At 71.5% G+C, this 20,214-nt stretch carries 16 protein-coding genes and 2 tRNA genes; 7 read left to right on the forward strand and 11 right to left on the reverse strand.

Annotated features, from left to right (window positions below; genetic code table 11):
* Positions 1-15: 15 nt before the first annotated feature.
* The 4 genes from H5965_RS32835 to H5965_RS32850 are packed head-to-tail and all read right to left on the reverse strand — an operon-like array spanning position 16 to position 7,388.
* Complete coding sequence (locus H5965_RS32835; RefSeq protein ID WP_310974653.1) at positions 16-1,008, reverse strand: hypothetical protein; 993 nt, start codon at positions 1,006-1,008, stop codon at positions 16-18.
* On the reverse strand, positions 1,005-4,448 hold the full coding sequence (locus H5965_RS32840) for an SMC family ATPase (RefSeq protein WP_310974654.1): 3,444 nt from the start codon (positions 4,446-4,448) through the stop codon (positions 1,005-1,007). The genes H5965_RS32835 and H5965_RS32840 overlap by 4 nt, the downstream gene beginning before the upstream one ends.
* 1 nt (position 4,449) lies before the next feature.
* The gene (locus tag H5965_RS32845) at positions 4,450-5,610 is read right to left on the reverse strand and encodes an exonuclease SbcCD subunit D (RefSeq protein ID WP_310974655.1); all 1,161 of its coding nucleotides are present in this window, start codon (positions 5,608-5,610) and stop codon (positions 4,450-4,452) included.
* A 35-nt stretch (positions 5,611-5,645) separates the two neighbouring features.
* On the reverse strand, positions 5,646-7,388 hold the full coding sequence (locus H5965_RS32850) for an ATP-binding protein (protein WP_310974656.1): 1,743 nt from the start codon (positions 7,386-7,388) through the stop codon (positions 5,646-5,648).
* A gap of 300 nt (positions 7,389-7,688) precedes the next feature.
* On the opposite strand from H5965_RS32850, the gene H5965_RS32855 reads away from it, so the two are divergent.
* The 6 genes from H5965_RS32855 (at position 7,689) to H5965_RS32880 (ending at position 12,252) form a co-directional block, all read left to right on the forward strand.
* The gene (locus H5965_RS32855) at positions 7,689-8,222 is read left to right on the forward strand and encodes an RNA polymerase sigma factor (RefSeq protein WP_310974657.1); all 534 of its coding nucleotides are present in this window, start codon (positions 7,689-7,691) and stop codon (positions 8,220-8,222) included.
* Positions 8,223-8,443: 221 nt separating this feature from the next.
* Positions 8,444-8,995 carry an RNA polymerase sigma factor ShbA gene (gene shbA / locus H5965_RS32860; RefSeq protein WP_310974771.1) on the forward strand — a complete coding sequence of 184 codons (552 nt, stop codon included), beginning with the start codon at positions 8,444-8,446 and terminating at the stop codon, positions 8,993-8,995.
* A 63-nt stretch (positions 8,996-9,058) separates the two neighbouring features.
* Positions 9,059-9,622 carry a hypothetical protein gene (locus tag H5965_RS32865; RefSeq protein ID WP_310974658.1) on the forward strand — a complete coding sequence of 188 codons (564 nt, stop codon included), beginning with the start codon at positions 9,059-9,061 and terminating at the stop codon, positions 9,620-9,622.
* Between the two features lie 366 nt (positions 9,623-9,988).
* A complete protein-coding gene (locus H5965_RS32870) occupies positions 9,989-10,654 on the forward strand; it encodes an HU family DNA-binding protein (protein ID WP_310974659.1) in 666 nt (221 codons plus the stop codon).
* A 796-nt stretch (positions 10,655-11,450) separates the two neighbouring features.
* Complete coding sequence (locus H5965_RS32875; RefSeq protein ID WP_310974660.1) at positions 11,451-11,636, forward strand: hypothetical protein; 186 nt, start codon at positions 11,451-11,453, stop codon at positions 11,634-11,636.
* A gap of 202 nt (positions 11,637-11,838) precedes the next feature.
* On the forward strand, positions 11,839-12,252 hold the full coding sequence (locus tag H5965_RS32880; protein WP_310974661.1) for an Lsr2 family protein: 414 nt from the start codon (positions 11,839-11,841) through the stop codon (positions 12,250-12,252).
* 152 nt (positions 12,253-12,404) lie between these two features.
* Here the strand turns inward: H5965_RS32880 and H5965_RS32885 are convergent, their stop codons facing one another.
* The 4 genes from H5965_RS32885 to H5965_RS32900 form a co-directional block, all read right to left on the reverse strand.
* On the reverse strand, positions 12,405-13,004 hold the full coding sequence (locus tag H5965_RS32885; RefSeq protein WP_310974662.1) for a TetR/AcrR family transcriptional regulator: 600 nt from the start codon (positions 13,002-13,004) through the stop codon (positions 12,405-12,407).
* 26 nt (positions 13,005-13,030) lie between these two features.
* Positions 13,031-14,104, reverse strand: coding sequence for a hypothetical protein (locus H5965_RS32890; protein ID WP_310974663.1), 1,074 nt, complete (start codon positions 14,102-14,104; stop codon positions 13,031-13,033).
* Positions 14,101-15,546, reverse strand: a complete 1,446-nt coding sequence (locus H5965_RS32895; RefSeq protein WP_310974664.1) for a hypothetical protein — start codon at positions 15,544-15,546, stop codon at positions 14,101-14,103. The genes H5965_RS32890 and H5965_RS32895 overlap by 4 nt, the downstream gene beginning before the upstream one ends.
* A 322-nt stretch (positions 15,547-15,868) precedes the next feature.
* Positions 15,869-16,537, reverse strand: coding sequence for an HU family DNA-binding protein (locus H5965_RS32900; RefSeq protein ID WP_310974665.1), 669 nt, complete (start codon positions 16,535-16,537; stop codon positions 15,869-15,871).
* Between the two features lie 478 nt (positions 16,538-17,015).
* On the opposite strand from H5965_RS32900, the gene H5965_RS32905 reads away from it, so the two are divergent.
* Positions 17,016-18,614, forward strand: a complete 1,599-nt coding sequence (locus H5965_RS32905) for a phospholipase D-like domain-containing protein (RefSeq protein ID WP_310974666.1) — start codon at positions 17,016-17,018, stop codon at positions 18,612-18,614.
* Between the two features lie 139 nt (positions 18,615-18,753).
* Here H5965_RS32905 and H5965_RS32910 read toward each other — a convergent pair.
* The 3 genes from H5965_RS32910 to H5965_RS32920 all read right to left on the reverse strand — a co-directional run bounded on the left by H5965_RS32910 (position 18,754) and on the right by H5965_RS32920 (position 19,798).
* Positions 18,754-18,829, reverse strand: a tRNA-Glu gene (locus tag H5965_RS32910).
* Between the two features lie 101 nt (positions 18,830-18,930).
* Positions 18,931-19,002: transfer RNA gene (locus H5965_RS32915), tRNA-Gln, on the reverse strand.
* Positions 19,003-19,051: 49 nt separating this feature from the next.
* Complete coding sequence (locus H5965_RS32920) at positions 19,052-19,798, reverse strand: HAD family hydrolase (protein ID WP_396136970.1); 747 nt, start codon at positions 19,796-19,798, stop codon at positions 19,052-19,054.
* Positions 19,799-20,214: the final 416 nt, after the last annotated feature.

Consider the following 20,214-nt stretch of genomic DNA (forward strand, 5'->3'; position numbering starts at 1 on the left):
GCCGTCCCGGGGCCCTCAGCGGGCCGCGGCCAGCCTCAGTGCCCGGTAGACGAACTGCTGGTCGCCGAGCCGGTGCCGCAGGTCGCGCTCCAGCCCGGCGATCGGGTAGAGGTTCTGCGGCGCGCGCGAGTCCTTGTAGGGGACCGAGGCGAACCGGCCCAGGACCGACTGGGTGACGTTCGCCAGCTCGGCGACCTGCTCGCGGCCGAGGTGCGGCGCCGCCTCCACCCGGACCACCCCGGACCACGGCGGCCCGCCTGCCGACGGCAGCCGCAGGTACCAGGAGTGCCGGACCCAGGTCGTGCCCATCAGGAACACCGGGGTGCGCTGGTGCGCGCCGAGCCGGCCGACCAGCGCGTTGAGCTCCCCCGGCAGGTACGTCGTCTGGTGGCTCTTGATGAACCCGACGGCCCGCTCGAGGTGCGCGCGGCCGCGCAGCGGGCCGTCCACCACCAGCAGGTCGTTGCCCACGTGCCCGTGGATAGCCGTGCGCGCCCGGATCGCCGTCTCCAGTTCCGTTTCGGCCAGCTGCTCCTGCAACGCCGACGACAGCACCACCGGCAGGGGCTTGTCCTCCTTGGCCGCCGCCCGGTGCGCGGTGTAGATCCCGGCCGGGGTGGCGATGTCGTCCGCCTGCGGGGCGACGGTGAACAACCCGCGCCGGACGTCGGTGCCGACGACGTGCGCCTGGCCCTCGCAGCAGCACACCACCCCCGCCGCGTAGGACGCGCAGATGCCGATGGACGCCGAGTTCGTGCCGGCCGGGTCGTCGATCCAGACGCGTGCGTCGATCCGCCGGACGCCGTCGACGAACAGCACCGCTTCCGGCGGTGTCACCGGCGACGGGTCGATCGGCGCCCACTCGGCCTCGGGGACCTCGATGTCGAGTTCGACCTCGGCCTGGGAGCGGCCGAGCTCCTCGGCCTCCATCGAGCTGCCGTAGCCCGGGTCCCAGGCGTCGATGCTGAAGTTCATGCCGGCCACCGTGTTGAATTGGTGAGCGGTCATGCGCCCTCCCTGGCGATGTGCGAGCCGGTGCCGTCCCGGGTGACCAGGAACCGCACCGGGACGCGCTCGGCGAGCGCCGGCACGTGCGTGATCACCCCGACCATCCGGGAGCCGGACGCGGCGAGGTTCTCCAAAGTGGACGCCACGACGTCGAGGGTGGCCTCGTCCAGCGTCCCGAAGCCTTCGTCGAGGAAGATCGACTCCAGCCGCGTCGCCCCCTCCGCCGCCATGGCCCCGAGCTGCGAAGACAGCGCCAGCGCGAGGGAGAGCGACGCCTGGAACGTCTCGCCGCCGGACAGCGTCTTGACCGGGCGCCGGGCGTCGGCCTCGTTGTGGTCCACCACCAGGAAATCGCCCTTGTCGTGGGTGAGCTCGAACTGGCCGCCGGACAGTTCCAGCAGCGACGCCGACGCCTCGGCGACCAGCGTGTCGAGCGCCCCGGCGATCAGCCAGCGCGGGAACTTGTCCGAGCGCAGCAGATCCGCGAGCAGCCGGGCGACCTGGGCTTCGGACTCCGCGGCCGCGATGTCCTCGTGCAGGCCGGCCACCCGCGCGACCCGCCGTTTCAGGTCGCTGTGGTCGGCTTCGGCGCGGGCCCGGGCGGCCGCGACGGCGACCGGGACGCGGTCGCGCACCGGCCCCTCGGGCAGCGCGACCCCGAGGGCGGTGACGTCGCCGGCGACCGCGCGTTCGGCCGCCCGCAACGCTTCCGCGGCTTCCCCCTCGGCGGTCTCCGCGACGGCCAGCCGCTCGCGGTGGTCCTTCGCCTGGCCGGCGGCCCAATCCGTGAGCGCGGTCCAAGCGGCGAGGAGACTTTCGCCGGCTGTGGCAGCCGGGACTTCGCCCCGGGCCCCCGAAAGATCATCGATCGGCGGCGCGCCGAGGCCGACGAGCGGGTCGCGCGCCCGGGAGAGCCGCTGCCGCGCGGCGTCGACCTGCTTCGCGATGCCCGCCTGGTTGTCGGCGGCCTGTTTCGCGGCCGCGCGGGCCGTCCTCAGCCCGGCGTCCGCCGTTTTCGCCGCCTGCTCGAGTTCCGCGACGCGGGCGAGCTGCTCGGTGACCACGTCGGCGGCCGGTGCGCCGTCGAGGGTCGCCGCCAGGTCCGCCTGCCGTTGCCGGGCGGTGGCGAGCTCGGTGCCCGCCGCCTGCTCGGCCAGCCCCGCGTCGACCGCCCGGGTGCGCCGCTGCTCGGCGTCCCGCTCGGCGGTCCGGAAATCCTCGGCCGCCACGACAGCTTCCTTGCCCGCGGCTTCGGCGGCCGCTTCGAGGGCGGCCAGCGCGGTGCGCCGTTCGTCCAGCGCGGAAGCCGCCCAGGTGGTGAGGCGCTGCCACCCCGCCGGGACGTCGTCGCCGTCGAGCGCCGGCGCCCCCAGCTCCACCAGGGGATCGCGGGCGGCCCGCAAGGCCTCGCGGGCCGCCGCGAACGACTTCGCCACGACCTCGGCCTCCTGCTGGGCCTTCGTGCGTTCGGCGCGAGCCGCGGCCAGTTCCGCGTCGGCGGCGCGCGCGGCTTCGGCGACCCGGGTGCGGCCCTCGATCGTCGCCGAGAGCCACTCACCCCGTTCGCGGACGGCGGCGACGAGATCCGCGTAGTCCTGCCCGGAGAAGGACGCCTCGACCGGCCGCAGCAGGGCCGCCGACTCCGGCGGGCCGACGACCTCGGCGAGCACCGCGCGGAGTTCTTCCGCCTGCGCCGCCGCCGATGCGCGGGCGTCGGCGTCGCGGTCCACGGCCCGTTCCAGCTTGCGCACGCCCGATTCGGCCGACGACCGGCCGCGTTCGGCGCGGTCCAGGCGTTCGCGGGCCTCGGCGAGGTGGGCGTGGCCGCCGGCGTCCGGCAGGGCCGTGACTTCCTGCTCGCACACCGGGCACGGGTGCCCGACGGCGAGCCCGGCCCGCAGCACCAGCGCCTGCCCGGCCTGTTCGGCTTCGGCCACCGCGGCCTTCGCCGCGGCGACCTCGGTGTCGGCGGCGGCCAGGGCCGTGCGCGCGGTTTCCAGCTCGGCCCGGCGAGCGGCCTGCTCCGGCGCGGCCTTCCGTTGCGCCTCGCACAACGCATACAGCGTGCGGGCATCGGAACGAGCCGCGGCGAGCGGCGCGACATCGGGCTGGGCGGCCAGCGCCGCCCGCGCTTCGGCGTCGGCGGCCTCCGCCGCCCGCAGGCGCTCGTCAGCGGCCGCGGTGCGCTTCGCCACTCGCGCCGATTCCGCCGACAGGTCACCGAGATCCTCCGGCGGCCGCAGGCCGGCGAGCCGCTCCCGCTCCTGCCGGGCGCGGGCGGCTTCGGCGGCGGTGTCCTCCGCCGCCCGAGCGGTCCGGTCCCGGTTCTCCCGGGCCGCGTCGAGGACGGACACCACTTCGCTCGCCGCCGCGGCAGCAGCTTCCTTCGCCCGCTTCGCCGCTTCCGCTGCTTCGCCGAGCCGTGGGAGGGCCCGCTCGACGTCCGCGAGTTCGGTGTGGGCGGCGCGGATCCGTTCCAGCTCGGCGCGCGCGGGAGCCGCGGCGAGGGCGGCCCGGGCCGCTTCGTCCGCCGTCTCCGCCGTCTCCAACGCCGTCCTGGCCGTGGTGACCGCGTCCGCCGCCGCCCGCCGCCGGGTTTCGAGGTCTTCGACACCGTCCGGGCGTTCCACACCGTCGAGGACTTTCAGTTCCGCAGCGAGCGTGGCGACGCGTTGGCGGGCTTCGTCGTGCGTACGGGTGGCCTCGTTCAGCTCCGGCAGGGCCGCGGTCACCCGAGCGTCGAGCTCTTCCAGGGCCGTCATCCGCGCGGCGAGCCCGGCGACGGCTTCCTCGGTGGCGTCGGCGTAGCTGCCGAGCTGTTCGGTGAGGACGGCGGCCCGCTGCTTCTGCTGCTCGGCCGTCACGCCCGCGCGGCGGCCGATCCGCTCGTAGACCTCCAGGCCCAGCAGCTTGATGAGGATCTTCTGCCGGTCCGCGGCCTTCGCGTGCAGGAACTCGGCGAAGTCGCCCTGGGGCAGCGCCACGCAGGTGCAGAAGTGCTTGAACGTCAGCCCGAGCAGGCGTTCGACCGCCGGGGTGACCTCGGAGTCCGCGGCGACCGCGTCGGCGTCGTCCTCCGGCCCGCCGAGCGCGGCCGGGTCGATGAGCCGTTCCAGGCGGACGTTCTTGACGCTGACCGTGGGTTTCTTGCCGCCGCTGCGCCGGACTTCCCGCACGACGTGGTAGCGGGCGCCGCCGGCGTCGAAGACCAGCCGCACGGTGGCGCGGTTGACCGTCGGGGCGAGCGCGGGGGCGACGAGGCCTTCGTGGTCCCAGCGGGCGACCGAGCCGTACAGGGCGAAGGTGAGCGCGTCGATGACCGTGCTCTTGCCCGCGCCGGTCGGCCCGACGAGCGCGAAGTAATCGGTGTCTTCGAAGCTGATCTCGGTCTTTTCGCGGAAGGACGCGAAGCCGGTCATCTCCAGCAGCACTGGCCGCATGTCACACCCCGCTCGTCTCTTCGTCGTGCAGCCGCGCGAAGAGCTCCTGCACGCGCTTGTCCTCGACCGTGCGTTCCGCGCAGTAGCTCGCGAACAGCTCCCCCGGCGAACGGTCCGCGACCGCGCGGTCGCCGTTCGACGTCGTCACCGGCGCGGCAAACTCCGGGTCGATGCGGATTTCCAGGGCGTTCGGCAGGGCTTCCTGGATCTCCTCCCGCAGCCCGGCCCTGGTCGCCTCGCGGATGTAGACGCGCAGGTAGTCCTCGCCGAACTCTTCGGCACGGCCGGTCAGTTCCGCCACCGTGCCGTGGACGGTGCGCAGCTTCCGGCCCGCTTTCAGCGGGATGTCGGTGATCTTCGCCGGTGTCGCCGGGCTCACCTCCACCGAGAGCACGACGCTGGTGTTGTCCTGCTCGCCGAAGTCCACGGCGAACGGCGAACCGCTGTAGTGCACCGGGCACGCGGCGGGCAGCGACTGGCGCCGGTGCAGGTGGCCCAGCGCCACGTAGTGCGGATCGGCGCCGAACGCCGTGGCGGGCACGTGGTACTCGAAGATGGACTGCGCCGCGCGCTCCCCGCCGCCCAACGCCCCGCCGGTCACCGTCAGGTGCGCCATGACGAGGTTCACCGCGCCGGGCGTGAACCCGGTCTTGAGGTGCTCCAGGATGTCGCGCACGCGCTGGTCGTACTGGCCGACGTTGTCCGCCGGCGTCCCGGCGAGCAGCTCGGCGGCGCGCACCGCGTAGCGCTGGGAAAGGAAGGGCAGCACGGCGACGTTGATGCGCTCGCCCGTCGAACGCGCGTCGAACGAATGGACACCGCCGTCGTGGACCGGGCGGGGATCGCCGGTGAGCTGGATGCCCGCGGCCCGCAGCAGCGGCCGGTACGCCTCGAACGTCGCGGCGTGGTCGTGGTTGCCGGCGATGGCGAGCACCTCGGCACCGGTTTCGCGCAGCGCCATCAGCGCGCGCACCACGAGTTCCTGCGCGGCCGCCGAGGGCGCCGACGTCTCGTACAGGTCGCCCGCGACGAGGATCGCGTCGAACGCCTCGTCCCGCGCGATCCGGACGATTTCGCCGAGCACGGCCCGCTGCTCGTCGAGGCGGTTGCGCCCCTTGAGCGTCTTGCCGATGTGCCAGTCGGAGGTGTGCAGGAACTTCACCCTTCGTCCTTCCGTTCGGGTGGTGGGCGGGGGGCTCAGAACGGCGGCGGGTCGTCACCGAAGGGGTCGCTGCCGCGCGAAGGGAGGCCGGCGAAGGGATCGGACTTCTTCGATGTGGCGGTGGTCGTCGGGATCGCCCCGGCCTCGGAAAGCCGCGTGGCCCAGGCGGGGAACGGGAAGCCGACGGCGATCGGCACCGGGATCTCCGGCTGGCTCACGAACATGGTGCCCGGCGTGGCCAAGGTCGCGCGGACCCGCTGGCTGGCCGGGAGGAAGCCGTACTCGGGCCGGGAAGCCTCGGCGGCGTCGAGGCGGCCGACGATGCGGACCGAGCTGTTGCTGACGATCCGGCGCTCGACCTCGCTGGCGGTCTGCTGCGCGCCGATCAGGATGACGCCCAGGGAACGGCCGCGTTCGGCGATGTCCAGCAGCACCTCCTTGATGGGGCTGCTGCCTTCCCGCGGCGCGTACTTGTTGAGCTCGTCCAGCATGGTGAACAGCAGCCCGCCCGGGCCGGCCGCCTCCTTGCGCGCGGTCTCGGTCGCGAGCGTGACGCCGACGACGAACCGCTGCGCGCGCTCGACGAGGTTGTGGATGTCCACCACGGTCACCTGCTGGTTCTCCGTGGACAGCGAGCGCGCGGGGTGGTCGGCGAGGTCGCCGCGGATGAGGCCGGACAGCGCGCGCTGGCTCGAGCGCAGGCGGCGGATGAAGGCGTTGACCGTGCCCGCGCCGGTGACCGCACCCGCCCAGCTCGCCCGGGTTTCCTCGTCGGTGACGCGCTCGCAGATGACGTCGACGAGCTCGGCGTAGGTGCGGCACAGGACGCCGTCGACGTTCGCGGCGCCGTCCTTGCCCGCCGGCGTGCTGTCCAGGCGCAGCCGGTTCGCGACCTGGTGGATGACCATCGTGTACTGGTTGCGCTCGTCCTCGGCGTCGGCGAAGACGTAGGGCAGCAGGTCCTTGGCGCAGAACTCCGCGATGGTCCACCAGAACGCGCCCACGCCCGAGGTCCGCCCGGTCACGTAAGGCTTCCCCGTGGTGTCCGACGGCGTCGGCGGCGCGTAGAAGCCGACGGAGGCGAAGGGCTCCGCGGGCAGGCCGAGTTTGGCGTACTCGGCCTTGAGGTTTTCGTCGAGGTGGACGTTCGGGGTGTCGAGGAACAGCAGGTCCTCGCCCTTGACGGAGAAGACGAGGGCCTTGGCGTTGTGGGCGTTCGGCAGGGCACCGCCGCGGAAGATCGAGTGCAGCAGGAACAACGCGAACGACGTCTTGGTGGCCACGCCGGAGACCCCGCTGATGCTGACGTGCGCGCCGCGCGTGCCGTCGAGGAAGTCCATGTTGAGGTACACGGGTTCGTCGTCCCGGCCCAGGCCCACCGCCACTTGGCGGGTCATGTTGTCGAAGTACAGCGCCTGCGCGCGATCCTCCCCCACGGCCCGCTCGACCCGGCTGCCCGGCTTCGGCGGCACGTAGCACTCGGGCTCGACGCGGGTGGTGGCGATCTCGGCGATCTCCTGCACCTGGGCGGGCAGGACCCCGTCGGAGATCAGGAAGACGTCGCTGCCGAAGCTGGCGCCTTCGTGCCGCGCGGTCACCTGCGTCACGACGCCGTAGGAGGTGACTTCGCCGAGCCCGGGCAGTTCCCGGCGCGTGACGACGACGTCGTCGAGCTGCAGGTAGGCGTCCGGATCGATGGCCACGCAGAACTGCAGCGGCGTCGAGTCCTCGGTGCCTGCCACCCGGCCGACCACGGTGGTGAGCGTCTCCTGGTCCACGGTTCTCCCTGTCTCACCCGGCGCTTCCTCCCGCGGCAGACTAGCCCGCCGGTACGACAGTCCCGCGCCCAACACGGCGCTGCCGCCACGGGGGTTCACACAGGCCGCCACTGCGCCGAACGAGTGAGCTCACCCTTCGGGGAAGATCCTTTGTCACCACCGCCCCTTTTCCGTCACATACCAGCGTGAGCCCGGAGAAGGAGGCCCCGTGAGCAGACCGGCCGAACAGATGTCCGACACCGCAAGAGGCATGGTGCCGTCGCACGGAGCTCCGCCGGTTCCCGACCATCCGGATCCGGCGTGACGGACGATTCCGGTGAATCAGCCGAAGCACTGGCCGAGCGCGCAATGGATCTCCGCAAGTCGCACTACGCCGAGCTGGCCGGGTACGCGGTGAAGCTGGGCAGCTCGATCTCGGATGCCCGGGTGTTCGCGGACGACGCCATCGTCGAACTGGTCCTGCGAGCGATGACCCACTCCGGCTCGGAACCGGTCCTGAACCAGCGTGCGTGGCTCTATCGGACGGTGCGAAACATGGTGCTGGCCGCGAGGAGGCAGCGGGGGCGGATCGACGACACGGACGTCCACGAGCTCACCGACCGCTGGTGCCAAACGACGTGGGGCGCTCCGGACCTGCATCTGGAAGCGGCGGAGACGCTTCGCGCGATCGAGGCGCTACCCGAAGACCTGCGAGATGCGCTGGCGCTCAAGCTGGCCGGCCACCCGACGGACGAGATCGCCGAGTTCCTCGACATCTCGGTGGACGCGGCGAAGAAGCGGGTTTCGAGGGCTCGCAAGCGGCTGTTGCGGCAGCTGGAAGGGAGGGACGCATGATCGGCCGACACGAGCCCGAAACCTGGCTGGACCGGCGCCTGGCCGTCTTGGACGGCTACCTCGACAGATCCTTCACGGCCGACTTGGACGACGAGGCACGCACCGAAGTCTTCCGGCGGAAGGTGGTCCGGCAAGCCGCCGCTCTGCGCAGGAGCCACGCATCCGTTGCACCCTGTGCACCCGCAACGGGCTCGGCTCGTCCGCTCCGGGTCAGTGCCGGGCTGGATGAGCCGGTCGCTCCTGCTGTCGAGGGAGATCCCCAGGCAGTGGAGCGGCTGCTGGCTGCTATCCGTCCACTGGTAGTGCGGTATTGCCGCGCCCGGGTTGGCAGGCAGGAGCGATCGTTCGCTTCGGCGGACGACGTTGCGCAGGAGGTGTGTCTCGCGGTGCTAACGGCATTGCCCTCGTACCGCGATCAAGGCCGCCCTTTTCTGGCCTTCGTCTACGGGATCGCCCAGCACAAGGTGGCCGACGCGCACCGCGCGGCGGCGCGGAACCGGGCCGAGCCGGTGGCCGAGATCCCCGACGAGGTCGAGGGCGGGGTCGGCCCCGAGCAGCGGGCGCTGCAAGGTGAGCTGAACGAGCGGATGTCCCAGTTGTTGCAGGTGCTGCCGGACAAGCAGCGGGAGATCGTGGTGTTGCGCGTGGTCGTCGGCCTGTCGGCGGAGGAGACCGCGGACGCGGTCGGCTCCACGCCCGGCGCCGTCCGCGTCGCCCAGCACCGCGCCCTCGCGCGGCTGAGAAAGGCCTTGGCCGCGATGGAGGCGATCTGAGTGACCAGAACAGTGACGAGGCATGGGGACCCCTGGGCCCATCAGGCCGTGCACCGGGCGATCGTGGCCGTGGACGTCACGGGATACGGGGACAACCGCAGGACCAGCCCGCACCGGCTGGTCCTGCGCCAGGCGCTCTACCAGGCCCTGAAGCAGGCCTTCGACGTGGCCGGAGTGCCGTGGCAGGCCTGTCAGCGCATCGACTGCGGCGACGGCGTGCTGGTACTCGTCCCGCCGGAGATCCCCAAAAGCGTCCTCGCGGACTCGCTCCCCCGTGCGCTGGCCGGCCGTCTGCTGCGGCACAACGGCCTGCACCCGCCGGAGGAGCGACTCGGTTTGAGGATGGCGCTGCACGCCGGAGAGATCGTCCGCGACGAGTACGGAGTCACTGCGCCATCGATCAACCACGCGTTCCGGCTCCTCGCCGCGCCGCCGGTCAAGGCCGCATCGGCCGCCGAGGGACCGCTGGTCATGGTCACTTCCGCCTGGTTCTACGACGAAGTCGTCCGGCAGTGCCCCACGATCGACTCCAGTGCTTTCCGCCCGGTCGAAGTCGCGGTGAAGGAGACCTATGCGGTCGGCTGGCTGGCTCTCCCGGGAGCCGCTGAGGCTCCCCGAGCCCCCTGACTCCGGCCCGCGCGGGCGGGCCGCGATCCCCGGCCGCCGCACGGGATCGGGGGCGGGTGGGGTCGGTCACCCGCCGAGGGGGCTGCTTCGGCGTGTCGCGGGAAAAGTTCTCCGGAAGGGCCTCGGGTCCTATATGGACGACCACAGTGGACGGCGCCGGTACCGTGTTTTGCCTGATCAGAGGCATGACGAAGGTTCGCTTTGCGATACGGGCCGCGTCCGGCCGGGGGTCTCGAGGAGGCGGAACCCGCCCCCGTACAAGGAAATATTTCGACCCCCGGTTGGATTTTGTGCGGTATTGGTAATACCGTGTGCAGTGTCGGCCGAGATGGGCCGTGACTAGTAGTTCCACTATGGAGGACTGGAATGACGAACAAGGCCCAGCTGATCGAGGCGCTGTCGGAGCGTCTGGGCGACAAGAAGGTGGCTTCGCAGGCCGTTGACGGTCTCGTCGACATCATCATCCGGACGGTCAACAAGGGCGAAAAGGTCAACATCACCGGCTTCGGGGTGTTCGAGAAGCGCGCCCGCGCCGCTCGCACCGCCCGCAACCCGCGCACCGGTGAGGCCGTCCGCGTCAAGAAGACCAACGTGCCCGCCTTCCGCGCCGGCACCACCTTCAAGGACGTCATCTCCGGCACCAAGAAGCTCCCGAAGGCGACCCCGGTCAAGCGCGCCACCGCGGCGACGTCGACCCGCGCGACCGCCACCAAGACCGCGGCGGCGGCCCCGGCCAAGGCCACCACGACCCGCACCACGCGGGCGGCGGCGGCCAAGCCGGCCACCACGCGTTCGACGACGACCCGCACCCGCACGGCGGCCGCGAAGCCGGCGGCCAAGGCCACCGCGACCAAGGCGGCCCCGAAGACCGCCGCCAAGACCACGGCGGCCAAGGCCACCACGGCGAAGGCGACCACCACGCGGGCGAAGACCGCCGCCGCCAAGCCGGCCGCGACCAAGACCGCCGCGGCGAAGAAGACCACGGCGGCCAAGGCCCCGGCCAAGCGCACCTCCGCCGCGAAGAAGAAGTAACACCCTCGCGACGATCGGAAGGGCCCCGCACCAGGCTGGTGCGGGGCCCTTCCGGCATTTCGGGGGTGAGTCTCCGGCGAGCCCGGGCGGGGTCCGTCCGGGTTTGGGTGGGCCGCTGCAAGCCTTCGGCGGTGCCGGGCGGGTCCTTCCGGCATTTCGGGACCGGTCGCTGCAGGCCTTCGACCCTGCCGGGCGGGTCCTTCCCACCTTCCGAGGTGAGCCGCCGCAGACCTTCAGCGCTGCCGGGCGAGCCCTTCTCGCCTTTCGAGGGGCCGGTCGCCGCGGAGCTTCCGGCGAACCCGGGCGGGCCGCTGAATGCGGCCACCTTCGGCCCTCAGAAGCCGCCAGCCCTGCCAAGCCAGCCCTCACATGCCTCCAAGCCCTGCCAAACCGGCCCTCACCGGCCTCCAGCGCTCCGAGCAGCCCTACAAGCCGCCAGCGCTTCCAAGCCGGCCACAACGAGCCTCCGGCGTTCCTCAGCGGCCGGTAAAGGCGCCCAAGCCGCCAGGCCGATCACGCAACCGGCTTGAGATCGCCGCTCCCGAAGCGCGCATCGCAAGGCCGCTCGGACGCCGCCGCGAATGTCGCCCGGTGAGCACCCACGCCGTTTCCCGGCCGTGCTTTTCCCTCCCGCGGAACCGGTCCCGGTCACCCCTCACCCGATCCCCCGCCGGCCGCCGAACAATTCACCTCGCCCACTCGTTGGGGTGAACACCCCCGCCGTGGCGACGGTTGCGTCCGGGGCTTCGCGGGTAGCCGTCCGGCAGGGAACGCAATCCGACCTCAGGGAGTCGCGATGACGGAGAACGAAAACCGGCCCGAAGCGGACCTCGACCACAGCCGGCAGCTCATCAAAGAGGCGAAAGAAGCCGCCCGGGACGCCCAGCTGGCCGATCCCGCCGAAGGCGCCGCCGACGAGGCGCTCGCCACGGATCCGCCCTACCACCACGGCGAGCAGGGCTCCACACCCTCCGGAACCTGAATTCACAGCCCGGCGAACCGCCGGGACGGCGGCGGCCCAGTCCTTTCAGGACCACCCCGGGCCGCCGCCGTTCCGCGGAATCCCGGAGGAAATTGCCGTACGTCTCCTCGGGTGGATACACTCCACCGAAGAACGCCGACCATTGTGCAACTTGTCACACGTCGCGTTCCCCCGGACGCACATCCAGCTGAGGAGCATTCCCGTGGCCCAGAAAGTCCTCGTCGAGATCCTGGACGACATCGACGGCAGCACCGCCGCCCAGACCGTTCAGTTCGGCCTCGACGGCGTCACCTACGAAATCGACCTTTCGGACGAGAACGCCTCTGCCCTCCGCGACGAACTGGCCCGCTACATCGCCGCCGGACGGCGCATCGGCGGCCGCAAGGTCCGCGTCGCCACCGGGCAGTCGACCACCACCAGCACCACCGACCGCGAGCGCAACCAGCAGATCCGCGCCTGGGCCAACGCGAACGGCTACGAGGTCTCCGAGCGCGGCCGCCTCTCCTCCGAGGTGATCGCCGCCTACGAGCAGGCCCAGGTCGAAGAGGCCGAGACGCCCGCCGCCCCGCCGCGCAAGCGCGCCCCGCGCAAGAAGGTCGCCGCCGCCAAGAAGTAACGCGGTGGGCGGCGGATCACTGGGGAGAGATCACCGCAACCGTCGGTGGCGAGGGCGGAAACCCCTCGCCACCGACTCCGCGTGGGAGACGTCACACTTCCCCGCGTTGTCAAGAATTGTCATCGCATTCCCCGGCGGCGTTTCCGGAAACGTCAGCCGCGCAGCGCCGGCCCGATCCAGCGACGGACCAGGGCGCGCAGCTCGTCATCGCTGAGCGGCGGTGTCGAGGGGTACTGCAGGAACGACAGGAACAGCCGCATCAGGACCTCGGCGAGGCCCTGGAGCTCCTCGTCGGACGCGATCCCGGCGGCCGCCCAGTCCACCGGCAGGTTCCGGAGGATCCGCGCCCCGTACGAAAACGCCAGTGGCGAAATGACGCCGTCGGTGAAGAAGTCCGCTTCGCCCGCCTGCAGCAGCAGGCCCATGTGCGGCTCCCCGGGCAGCGTCCGGACGGCGAACACGACGGACTCCACCGCGGCTTCGGCGGCCGTCCCGAACGCGGCCAGGTGCCGCTCCATCCGCCCGGCGAACTCTTCGACGCCGTCCAGCGCGACGGCCCGCAGGATGTCCTTCAGCCCCGGGAAGTAGCGGTAGACGGTCTGCCGGGTGACGCCCGCTTCGGCGGCGACGTCGGACAGGCTCGTCTTGGCCAGGCCGGCCCGGTCGAGGCACGCCGTCGCCGCTTCGACGATCCGACGGCGTGCCTCATCTTCGGTGCCGGGCGGGTTGCCCTGCCATCCGTGGTGCCCCATGCCGCCATCTTCCCCGAGCGGAGCGCTCAGCCCGGGACAGGGGCGCGGACGCGCCGGTACAGCGCCACCAGCAGCAGGCCGGCCCCGGCGAAGCAGGCGAGCGCGTACAAACCGCTGCCGATCGGGGTGCCGTCCGCGGTGACACCGTCCTCCGCGGTGAAGTAGGACGGCAGCGCCCCGAGCCAGAACACCGCCATCGCACCCAGGTAGACGGCGGGGTAGAACCGCGTGAAGGCCGGCAGGGGCTCGCCCGGTTCTCCGGAACGCAGGTGCGCCACGACGATCCAGGCGCCGACCACCCACAGGAGCCCCAGCTCGATGCCGAGGATCCAGGCCCGGGCGGTGACGTTGTCGCCGGCGAAGCCCGACGGGATCCCGGCGATCGCCATGGCCGGCGGGGTGAGGACGCCCGCCAGCAGGATGCGCAACGGCAGCCGGCGCCGGGGCGGGCCACCCGTCAGGCGGACGACCAGCCAGGTCATGGCGGCCATCGAAACGGAAGCGAACAGCAGCATGCTGTTCAGCGGCACCGACGCCAGGGCCGGGTGGTCGACGATCGTGTTGGCCGGGTTCCACGCCCACCACTTCAGCTGCGGGCCGAGGTGGTCGAAGACTTCGTAGAACACCTGGCAGGCGAAGGCCACCGCCACCGAACCCCGCAGCGCCCCGCGCCGGAAGAGCCCGAGCGAGCGGACGACTTCGTAGGCGAGCTGGCTGATCACCGGGTAGAACGCCACGATGTAGAGCGGCAGCCGATCCCCCATGAACTGCACGGTGAACAGGTTGTGGGCGAAGATGAAGCCGTACAGCCGGTCGAGCCCGAACCACTCCGGGAAGTACAGCGGCGGTTCGGTGACGAACAGGTAGACCAGCGAAGCCCACCACAGCGCCAGGTTCACCGGATCGCCGGCACGACGCCGCCGCAGCGCGTGCACCAGAGCGAACACCGCGCCGCCGACGATCAGCACTTCCAGCAGCGGCATCGTCCAGTGGGCGAGCGCCCACGGCGGCCGGACCGACACCACCGGCGACACGTCGTGGCAGTCGAACCCCAGCCCGCGGGTGACGGCTTCGGCGTCCGGCCCGCACGCCGTGCTCATCGCGCGGTCGCCGTCGCCGCCGAGTAGTCCGTGGCCGGCGGTTCCGCCTGGGGGTCGAACCCGAACGGCACGCGGTGGCGGCCCAATGCCGCGCGGACGCGGTAGCGCACCAGGCCCGCGAGGACGCGCGGGTTGCGCAGCATCTGCGCCAGCGATTCGTCCAGGTTGAACACCTTCGCGAAGTGCTCGTCGACCACGTCGTCCTCGCGGGCCGCGCCGACGACGAGGCTGAACGCCGGTGCCGACATCGCCGCGACGATGCGCCGCCGCCACTCCGGCAGCCGCTCGGTGCCCACCGCGCACGCGTAGCCCTGGTCGCGGGCCATCGCCAGGCTCCACGGCACCCGCAGCAATCGGCGTTGCGCGGCGAAGAAGCGCGCGGAGAACTTCGCGTCGAGCCGCTCGGCGCGGGACAGGTGCTCGCGCAGCAGCAGCGCCGATCCCGAGGCGGAGCTGATGCCCTGGGCGTAGAAGGGGTTGAACGCGCAGATCGAGTCACCGACGAAGACCAGCCGCCGCGCCCGCGTGCGCAGGCGGTCGTAGCGGCGCCACTTGTTGCCGGTCGACCGCGTGAGGTGGACCGGCGAGGCGGGCACGCAGCGGTCCATGGCGTCGGCGAACAACGGCGTCCGCACCCGGCGCGCCGTCTCCGCGAAGGCGGCCGTGGTGCTGGGCATCTCCAGTCCCCACGAGCCCATGCAGGCGATGACGCGGTTGCCTTCGATCGGGAAGAAGTTGACCAGGAACTCGTGCTCGGCGGGGTGGTCGCCCTTGTCGGGCGTCGGCATGATCACCAGGTGCCGCCACCACCAGGAGGCGGGGCGTTCGGCGGGCAGGTCGTACCAGCGCGAGGTGTAGGTGACTTTGGCGTCGAGGGTCTGCACCTCGGGTTCGGGCCAGCCGGCCGCCGCGAGCCAGCCGGAAACCGGGGAACCGCGGCCCATGGCGTCCACGACGAAGTCGGCGTCGACGTGCTCCTCGTCGAGCTCGACTCCGGTGACCGCCCCGTCCGAGGTGGTCAGGCCACGCACCGAGACCCCTTCGCGGACGACGACGTTCGCCAGCTCGCGCACCTTGTCACGCAGCACGCGTTCGATGAGGATCCGCGAGCCGTAGACCATCGTCATGGCGCTGCGCTTGCGGGCCGACCAGCCCGGCCCGTCGAGGTAGGCGGCGTCCATGGACGGCATCAGCAGCAGCCCGCCGGCCGCGATGAGGTCGTCCTCGAACCCGGGGAACAGCGCGCCGATCGCGCGCCGCCCGGAGTTGAGCAGGAAGTGCGGGTGCTTGCTCTGCGGGACGCCGCGGCGGTGTTCGGCGCCGTCGGGCAGTTCGTCGCGTTCCAGCACCAGCACGCGGTCGAAGTGCGGGGCGAGCGCTCCGGCCGTGCACAGGCCGGCGGCACTGCCCCCGAGGACGACGGCGGTCTTGCCGAGCCGCATGCGGATCAACTCCCGTCATTCATACAAAGAGACACAGAATGTATGAATGACCACCCATGGGTGTCAAGCCCCCGGTAGGTCCACAGTGGACACGGTGGGCCGATTTCCGGCTTACCCGGCGCCCCGTCGGCCCTGCTCGCTTCAGCCGGGGGAATGCCGGTCGGGGCACCCCGCACAACCTTGCACGCCGGGCGGAGGCCGTCTCACGGGCTCACCCGGCTCCCGGAGGAGTCCTCTGTGGTCGCACGAGCGAGCGGCACCGGAAATGCCGAAGGGCCCCGCACCGGCTCGGTGCGAGGCCCTTCGGGGGAAAGCCCGGTTACTACTTCTTCTTGGCCGCGGAGGTGCGCTTGGCCGGAGCCTTGGCGGCCGTGGTCTTGGCCGCGGTCGTCTTGGCCGCGGCCGGCTTGGCGGCGGCGGTCCGGGTGCGCGTCGTCGTCGCCTTGGCCGGGGTCGCCTTCGCCGTGGTGGCCTTGGCCGCCGTGGTCTTCGCCGCGGTGGTCTTCGGGGCCGCCTTGGTCGCGGTGGCCTTGGCGGCCGGCTTCGCCGCGGTGGCGCGGGTCCGCGTCGTCGTCGCGGCCGGCTTGGCCGCCGCGGCGCGGGTGGTGCGGGTCGTGGTCGCCTTGGCCGGCGCGGCCGCCGCGGCGGTCTTGGTGGCCGTCGCCCGCGTGCCGGCGGCGCGCTTCACCGGGGTCGCCTTCGGGAGCTTCTTGGTGCCGGAGATGACATCCTTGAAGGTGGTGCCGGCGCGGAACGCGGGCACGTTGGTCTTCTTCACCTTCACGGCCTCACCGGTACGCGGGTTGCGGGCCGTGCGGGCCGCGCGAGCGCGCTTCTCGAACACCCCGAAGCCGGTGATGTTGACCTTTTCGCCCTTGTTGACCGTCCGGATGATGATGTCCACCAGACCGTCCACGGCCTGCGCAGCCACCTTCTTGTCGTCGCCCAGACGCTCCGACAGCGCCTCGATCAGCTGGGCCTTGTTCGTCATTCCAGTCCTCCGTAGTGGAACTACCAGTCAGGCCCATCACGGCCGACAGCGCACAGGGTATTACCAAAGCCGCACAAATCCAAACAGCGCAAGCAGCTTAACTCTGTTGTGTCGCGCGGGATTCCGGCCCGGACGGACCGGCACCGGCGGACCCGCGCCCGACCCCGGAGCCGTGACCTGCGGCTTTCCTTCGCGGAACACCGGCCCGGCGCCAGGGAAGTCCTCATAGGACAAGTCGCGGCCTGTGCCCGACACCACGAGCATTCCGGCGGGGCGACCGCGAAATCGAACAATTGATCGACGTCGAGCCATCGGAAAACCCTCCGCCGCAACCGAATCGCGGCACGGGCGTAACGACCTCGGTGCCCCACGCGACCCTTGAGTGCCGGGAGATATTCGCCGGCCCCCGGGGGTCGGCGGGGGTGGAGGCACGACCATGCGGAGCCGCAACACCGCCGATTCGTTGCAAGTCCATGCCGTGGCCGGATCCTACGTCGTGCTGTTCGGGATCGACCTGCCGAAGCGATTCACCAAGAACCTCCTCGGTTTCGCCATCGAGCGCACCGACCGCGCCAAGAAGGAGCGCTACTGGCTGCGCGGCCTGAAGGTGTTCGAGGAAACCTCCCGCGGGATCCCGCCCGGCACCTCGGTCAGCCTGCGCGACCACCCGCTGCAGTCCTTCCAGTGGGGCGACTACACCGCCGAGCCCGACCACGACTACGAGTACCGCGTCGTCGCCCTGTACGGCACGCCGAAGAACCTGGTGGTGCGCCGCGAGGTCACGGTGTCCGTCCACACCGAACCCGTCGACACCGGCACCCACGCCGTCCACTTCAACCGCGGGGTCGCCGCCAGCCAGGCCTACGCGCAGGAATTCGGCCGCCCGCCGCGCGACGGCGACCGCGGCGATCCCGCCTACGACTGGCTCTCCCGCGGCCTCGAGGAAGCCCTGCTGGAGTTCATCGGCTCCGCCGCCGGGCCCGGGTACGCGCTGCGTGGCTCGGTCTACGAGTTCTCCTACCCGCGCGTCCTCGACGCCCTGAAAGCCGCCGTGGACCGCGGCGCCGACGTCAAGCTGGTCTACGACCGGCGCGGCCGGGCGAGCACGGATCCGAAACGCGCCAAGGTCTGGCAGCAGTCGGAACCGGCCATCGCCGCGGCCGGCCTGGACGCGTGCGTGATCCCCCGGAAGACCAACAGCGCCATCTCCCACAACAAGTTCCTGATCCTGCTGCGCGACGGCACTCCGCAGGCCGTCTGGACGGGCTCGACCAACATCACGTGGGGTGGCCTGTTCGGGCAGTCCAACGTCGGGCACCTCGTCCGCGACCCCGCGGTCGCCGCCGAGTACCTGGCCTACTGGACCCGCCTGTCCGCGGACCCCGGCTACGACGAGATCCGGCCCGCCAACACGAGCGCCACCCCCACCCCGGCCACGCCGCCGCCCACCGGGATCTCCCCCGTCCTCAGCCCGAGAACCACCCTCGACCTGATCGACTGGTACGCGGGCGTTGCGGGGCGCGCGAAGAAGTCGTTCTTCATGACCGCGGCGTTCGGCGTGCACGACAAGATCGCCGAGGCCATCGCCGCGGAGTCCGACGTGCTGCGCTACCTCGTGCTCGAAGAACCGCCCGACAGCGGGGACGTCGAATTCACCCGGGACAACGACGTCAAGGTCGCCGTCGGGTCGCTGCTGAGCACCGACATCCTCGACCGCTGGACCAAGGAACAGCTGACCGGCCTGAACTTCCACGTCCGCTACACCCACACGAAGTTCATGCTCGCCGACCCGCTGGGCGACGACCCCCTGGTGATCACCGGCTCGGGCAACTTCAGCGACGCCTCGGTCCACGAGAACGACGAGAACATGCTCGTCATCCGCGGCGACACCCGCGTCGCCGACATCTACCTCGGCGAGTTCATGCGCCTGTTCACCCACTTCTACTTCCGGTACCTCCGGCAGAAACTCCGCGACGACTCCCACGACGTCGCCCACCTCGCCCCCGACGACAGCTGGGCGGCCCGCTACTACGACCGCAGGACCCCCGGCTACCGCCAACGGCTGCTGTTCCGCTGACCGGAGGAGAACCGATGCCGCCGGCCGGCTACGGCGTCCTGATCGGCACGCTGGTCGCCGGTCCGCTCGCCACGATGGTCAACGCGATCGGCGCACCAAAAAACCCGCCTGACCTGGGTCAGACGGGTTCCGTTACTGCTGGTACCCCCGATGGGATTCGAACCCACGCTACCGGCGTGAGAGGCCGGCGTCCTAGGCCGCTAGACGACGGGGGCTTAGGATCTTCCCTGGTTTCCCAGGGGCTTTTCGATTTTTCTTGCTGGAGAGAACCTACCAGAAGCGATTTCCCGCTTCGCAGGGGGGTCACTCTCCGCAGCTGGGGTACCAGGACTCGAACCTAGACTAACTGGACCAGAACCAGTCGTGCTGCCAATTACACCATACCCCAGTGAGGTACTGCTCCGGCTGGCCGGTTCAGCACCGCACGAGGAGAAATACTAGAGCACGCCGTTCCGGACGGTGAACGCGGGGGTGCCCGTGGGGGCGCCGCCGCCGCGCTGGGCCGGGACGCCGATCGTCGCGTACTCCGAAACCAGCAGCTCAGGCAGCTCCGCGAGGCCGGCCACCGTGTGGACGCCCTCCGGGGCGCGCTCGCCGATGCGGTCGCGGTCGAGCCAGACCGCGCCCAGGCCCGCGTCGCGGGCGCCGATCGCGTCGGTGTCCAGTTTGTCGCCGACGTGGACCGCCTGGGCGGGTGCGCAGCCCAGACCGAGGCACACCGTGTGGAACATCACCGGGTCGGGCTTGGCCACCCCGAGCTCGCCGGCGATGGCGACGTGGTCGAAGAAGGGCGCGAGCCCCAGATCGGCGATCTTCTTCCGCTGGTGCCCGCCGGAGGCGTTGGTCACCGCGGCCAGCATCAGGCCGGCCGCGCGCAGCCATTCCAGGCAGTCGAGGACGTCGTCGAACAGCTGCCAGGAGTGGTCGAGCAGTTCTCTTCGGCGGCGCTCGAACGAACTCACCTGCTCGGCGTCGGCGCAGATGCCGATCTCGGCGAGGAAGCAGTCGGTGCGCCGCTGGTGCATCGTCGCGTAGTCGAGTTCGCCCGCGACGACGAGCGCCACGTGCTCTTCGGTGATGAGGTCCCACAGCGGCCACAGGTCGCCCCGGCCGGTGAGGATGTGGAGGCTGCGGCGGATCGCGGCGGTGCAGTCGATGAGCGTGTCGTCGATGTCCAGGCACACCAGCCGGAGCTCGGGCGGCGCCCAGGGCTCGGACGCCGCCGCGGCGGGCGGGGCGGTTCGCGACGGGGTCCGGGGTGCCAGGGCGAAATCCACCCAGTGAGGCTAGGGCAACCGCAGCGTTCGCGACGCTGCCAAAGAGGTGATTGCCGCTCCCCTGTTCCGGCGCACCGGCTCTACTCCCAGTCGGTGCGCCGTCCCCGTTCGGTTATCCGGCCGCACGCGCCGACCCCGCCCGGGGTCACCGTGCGGCAATCGATTCCCCGGTGAAACCCCTTGTCCCGCTTGGGAATCCGCTCCGTCCACAAGGGCAGGTCCGCATTCCGCCGCCGCTCCCGCACCCGTCCGGTGCACGGTCGACCAACTGTCGCGTGTGGACGGTTTCGGGCAACCGGGCGGCGGACGCGCCACCGTCGCCC

The sequence above is a fragment of the Amycolatopsis sp. 505 genome (assembly GCF_031625235.1).
Taxonomy (GTDB): Bacteria; Actinomycetota; Actinomycetes; order Mycobacteriales; family Pseudonocardiaceae; genus Amycolatopsis.

Excerpts from the sequence above, each read along its gene's own strand:
- H5965_RS32835 (WP_310974653.1), bottom strand. The coding sequence starts at position 1,008 with ATGACCGCTCACCAATTCAACACGGTGGCCGGCATGAACTTCAGCATC.
- H5965_RS32840 (WP_310974654.1), bottom strand. The coding sequence starts at position 4,448 with ATGCGGCCAGTGCTGCTGGAGATGACCGGCTTCGCGTCCTTCCGCGAA.
- H5965_RS32870 (WP_310974659.1), top strand. The coding sequence starts at position 9,989 with ATGACGAACAAGGCCCAGCTGATCGAGGCGCTGTCGGAGCGTCTGGGC.
- H5965_RS32875 (WP_310974660.1), top strand. The coding sequence starts at position 11,451 with ATGACGGAGAACGAAAACCGGCCCGAAGCGGACCTCGACCACAGCCGG.
- H5965_RS32885 (WP_310974662.1), bottom strand. The coding sequence starts at position 13,004 with ATGGGGCACCACGGATGGCAGGGCAACCCGCCCGGCACCGAAGATGAG.
- H5965_RS32890 (WP_310974663.1), bottom strand. The coding sequence starts at position 14,104 with ATGAGCACGGCGTGCGGGCCGGACGCCGAAGCCGTCACCCGCGGGCTG.
- H5965_RS32895 (WP_310974664.1), bottom strand. The coding sequence starts at position 15,546 with ATGCGGCTCGGCAAGACCGCCGTCGTCCTCGGGGGCAGTGCCGCCGGC.
- H5965_RS32900 (WP_310974665.1), bottom strand. The coding sequence starts at position 16,537 with ATGACGAACAAGGCCCAGCTGATCGAGGCGCTGTCGGAGCGTCTGGGC.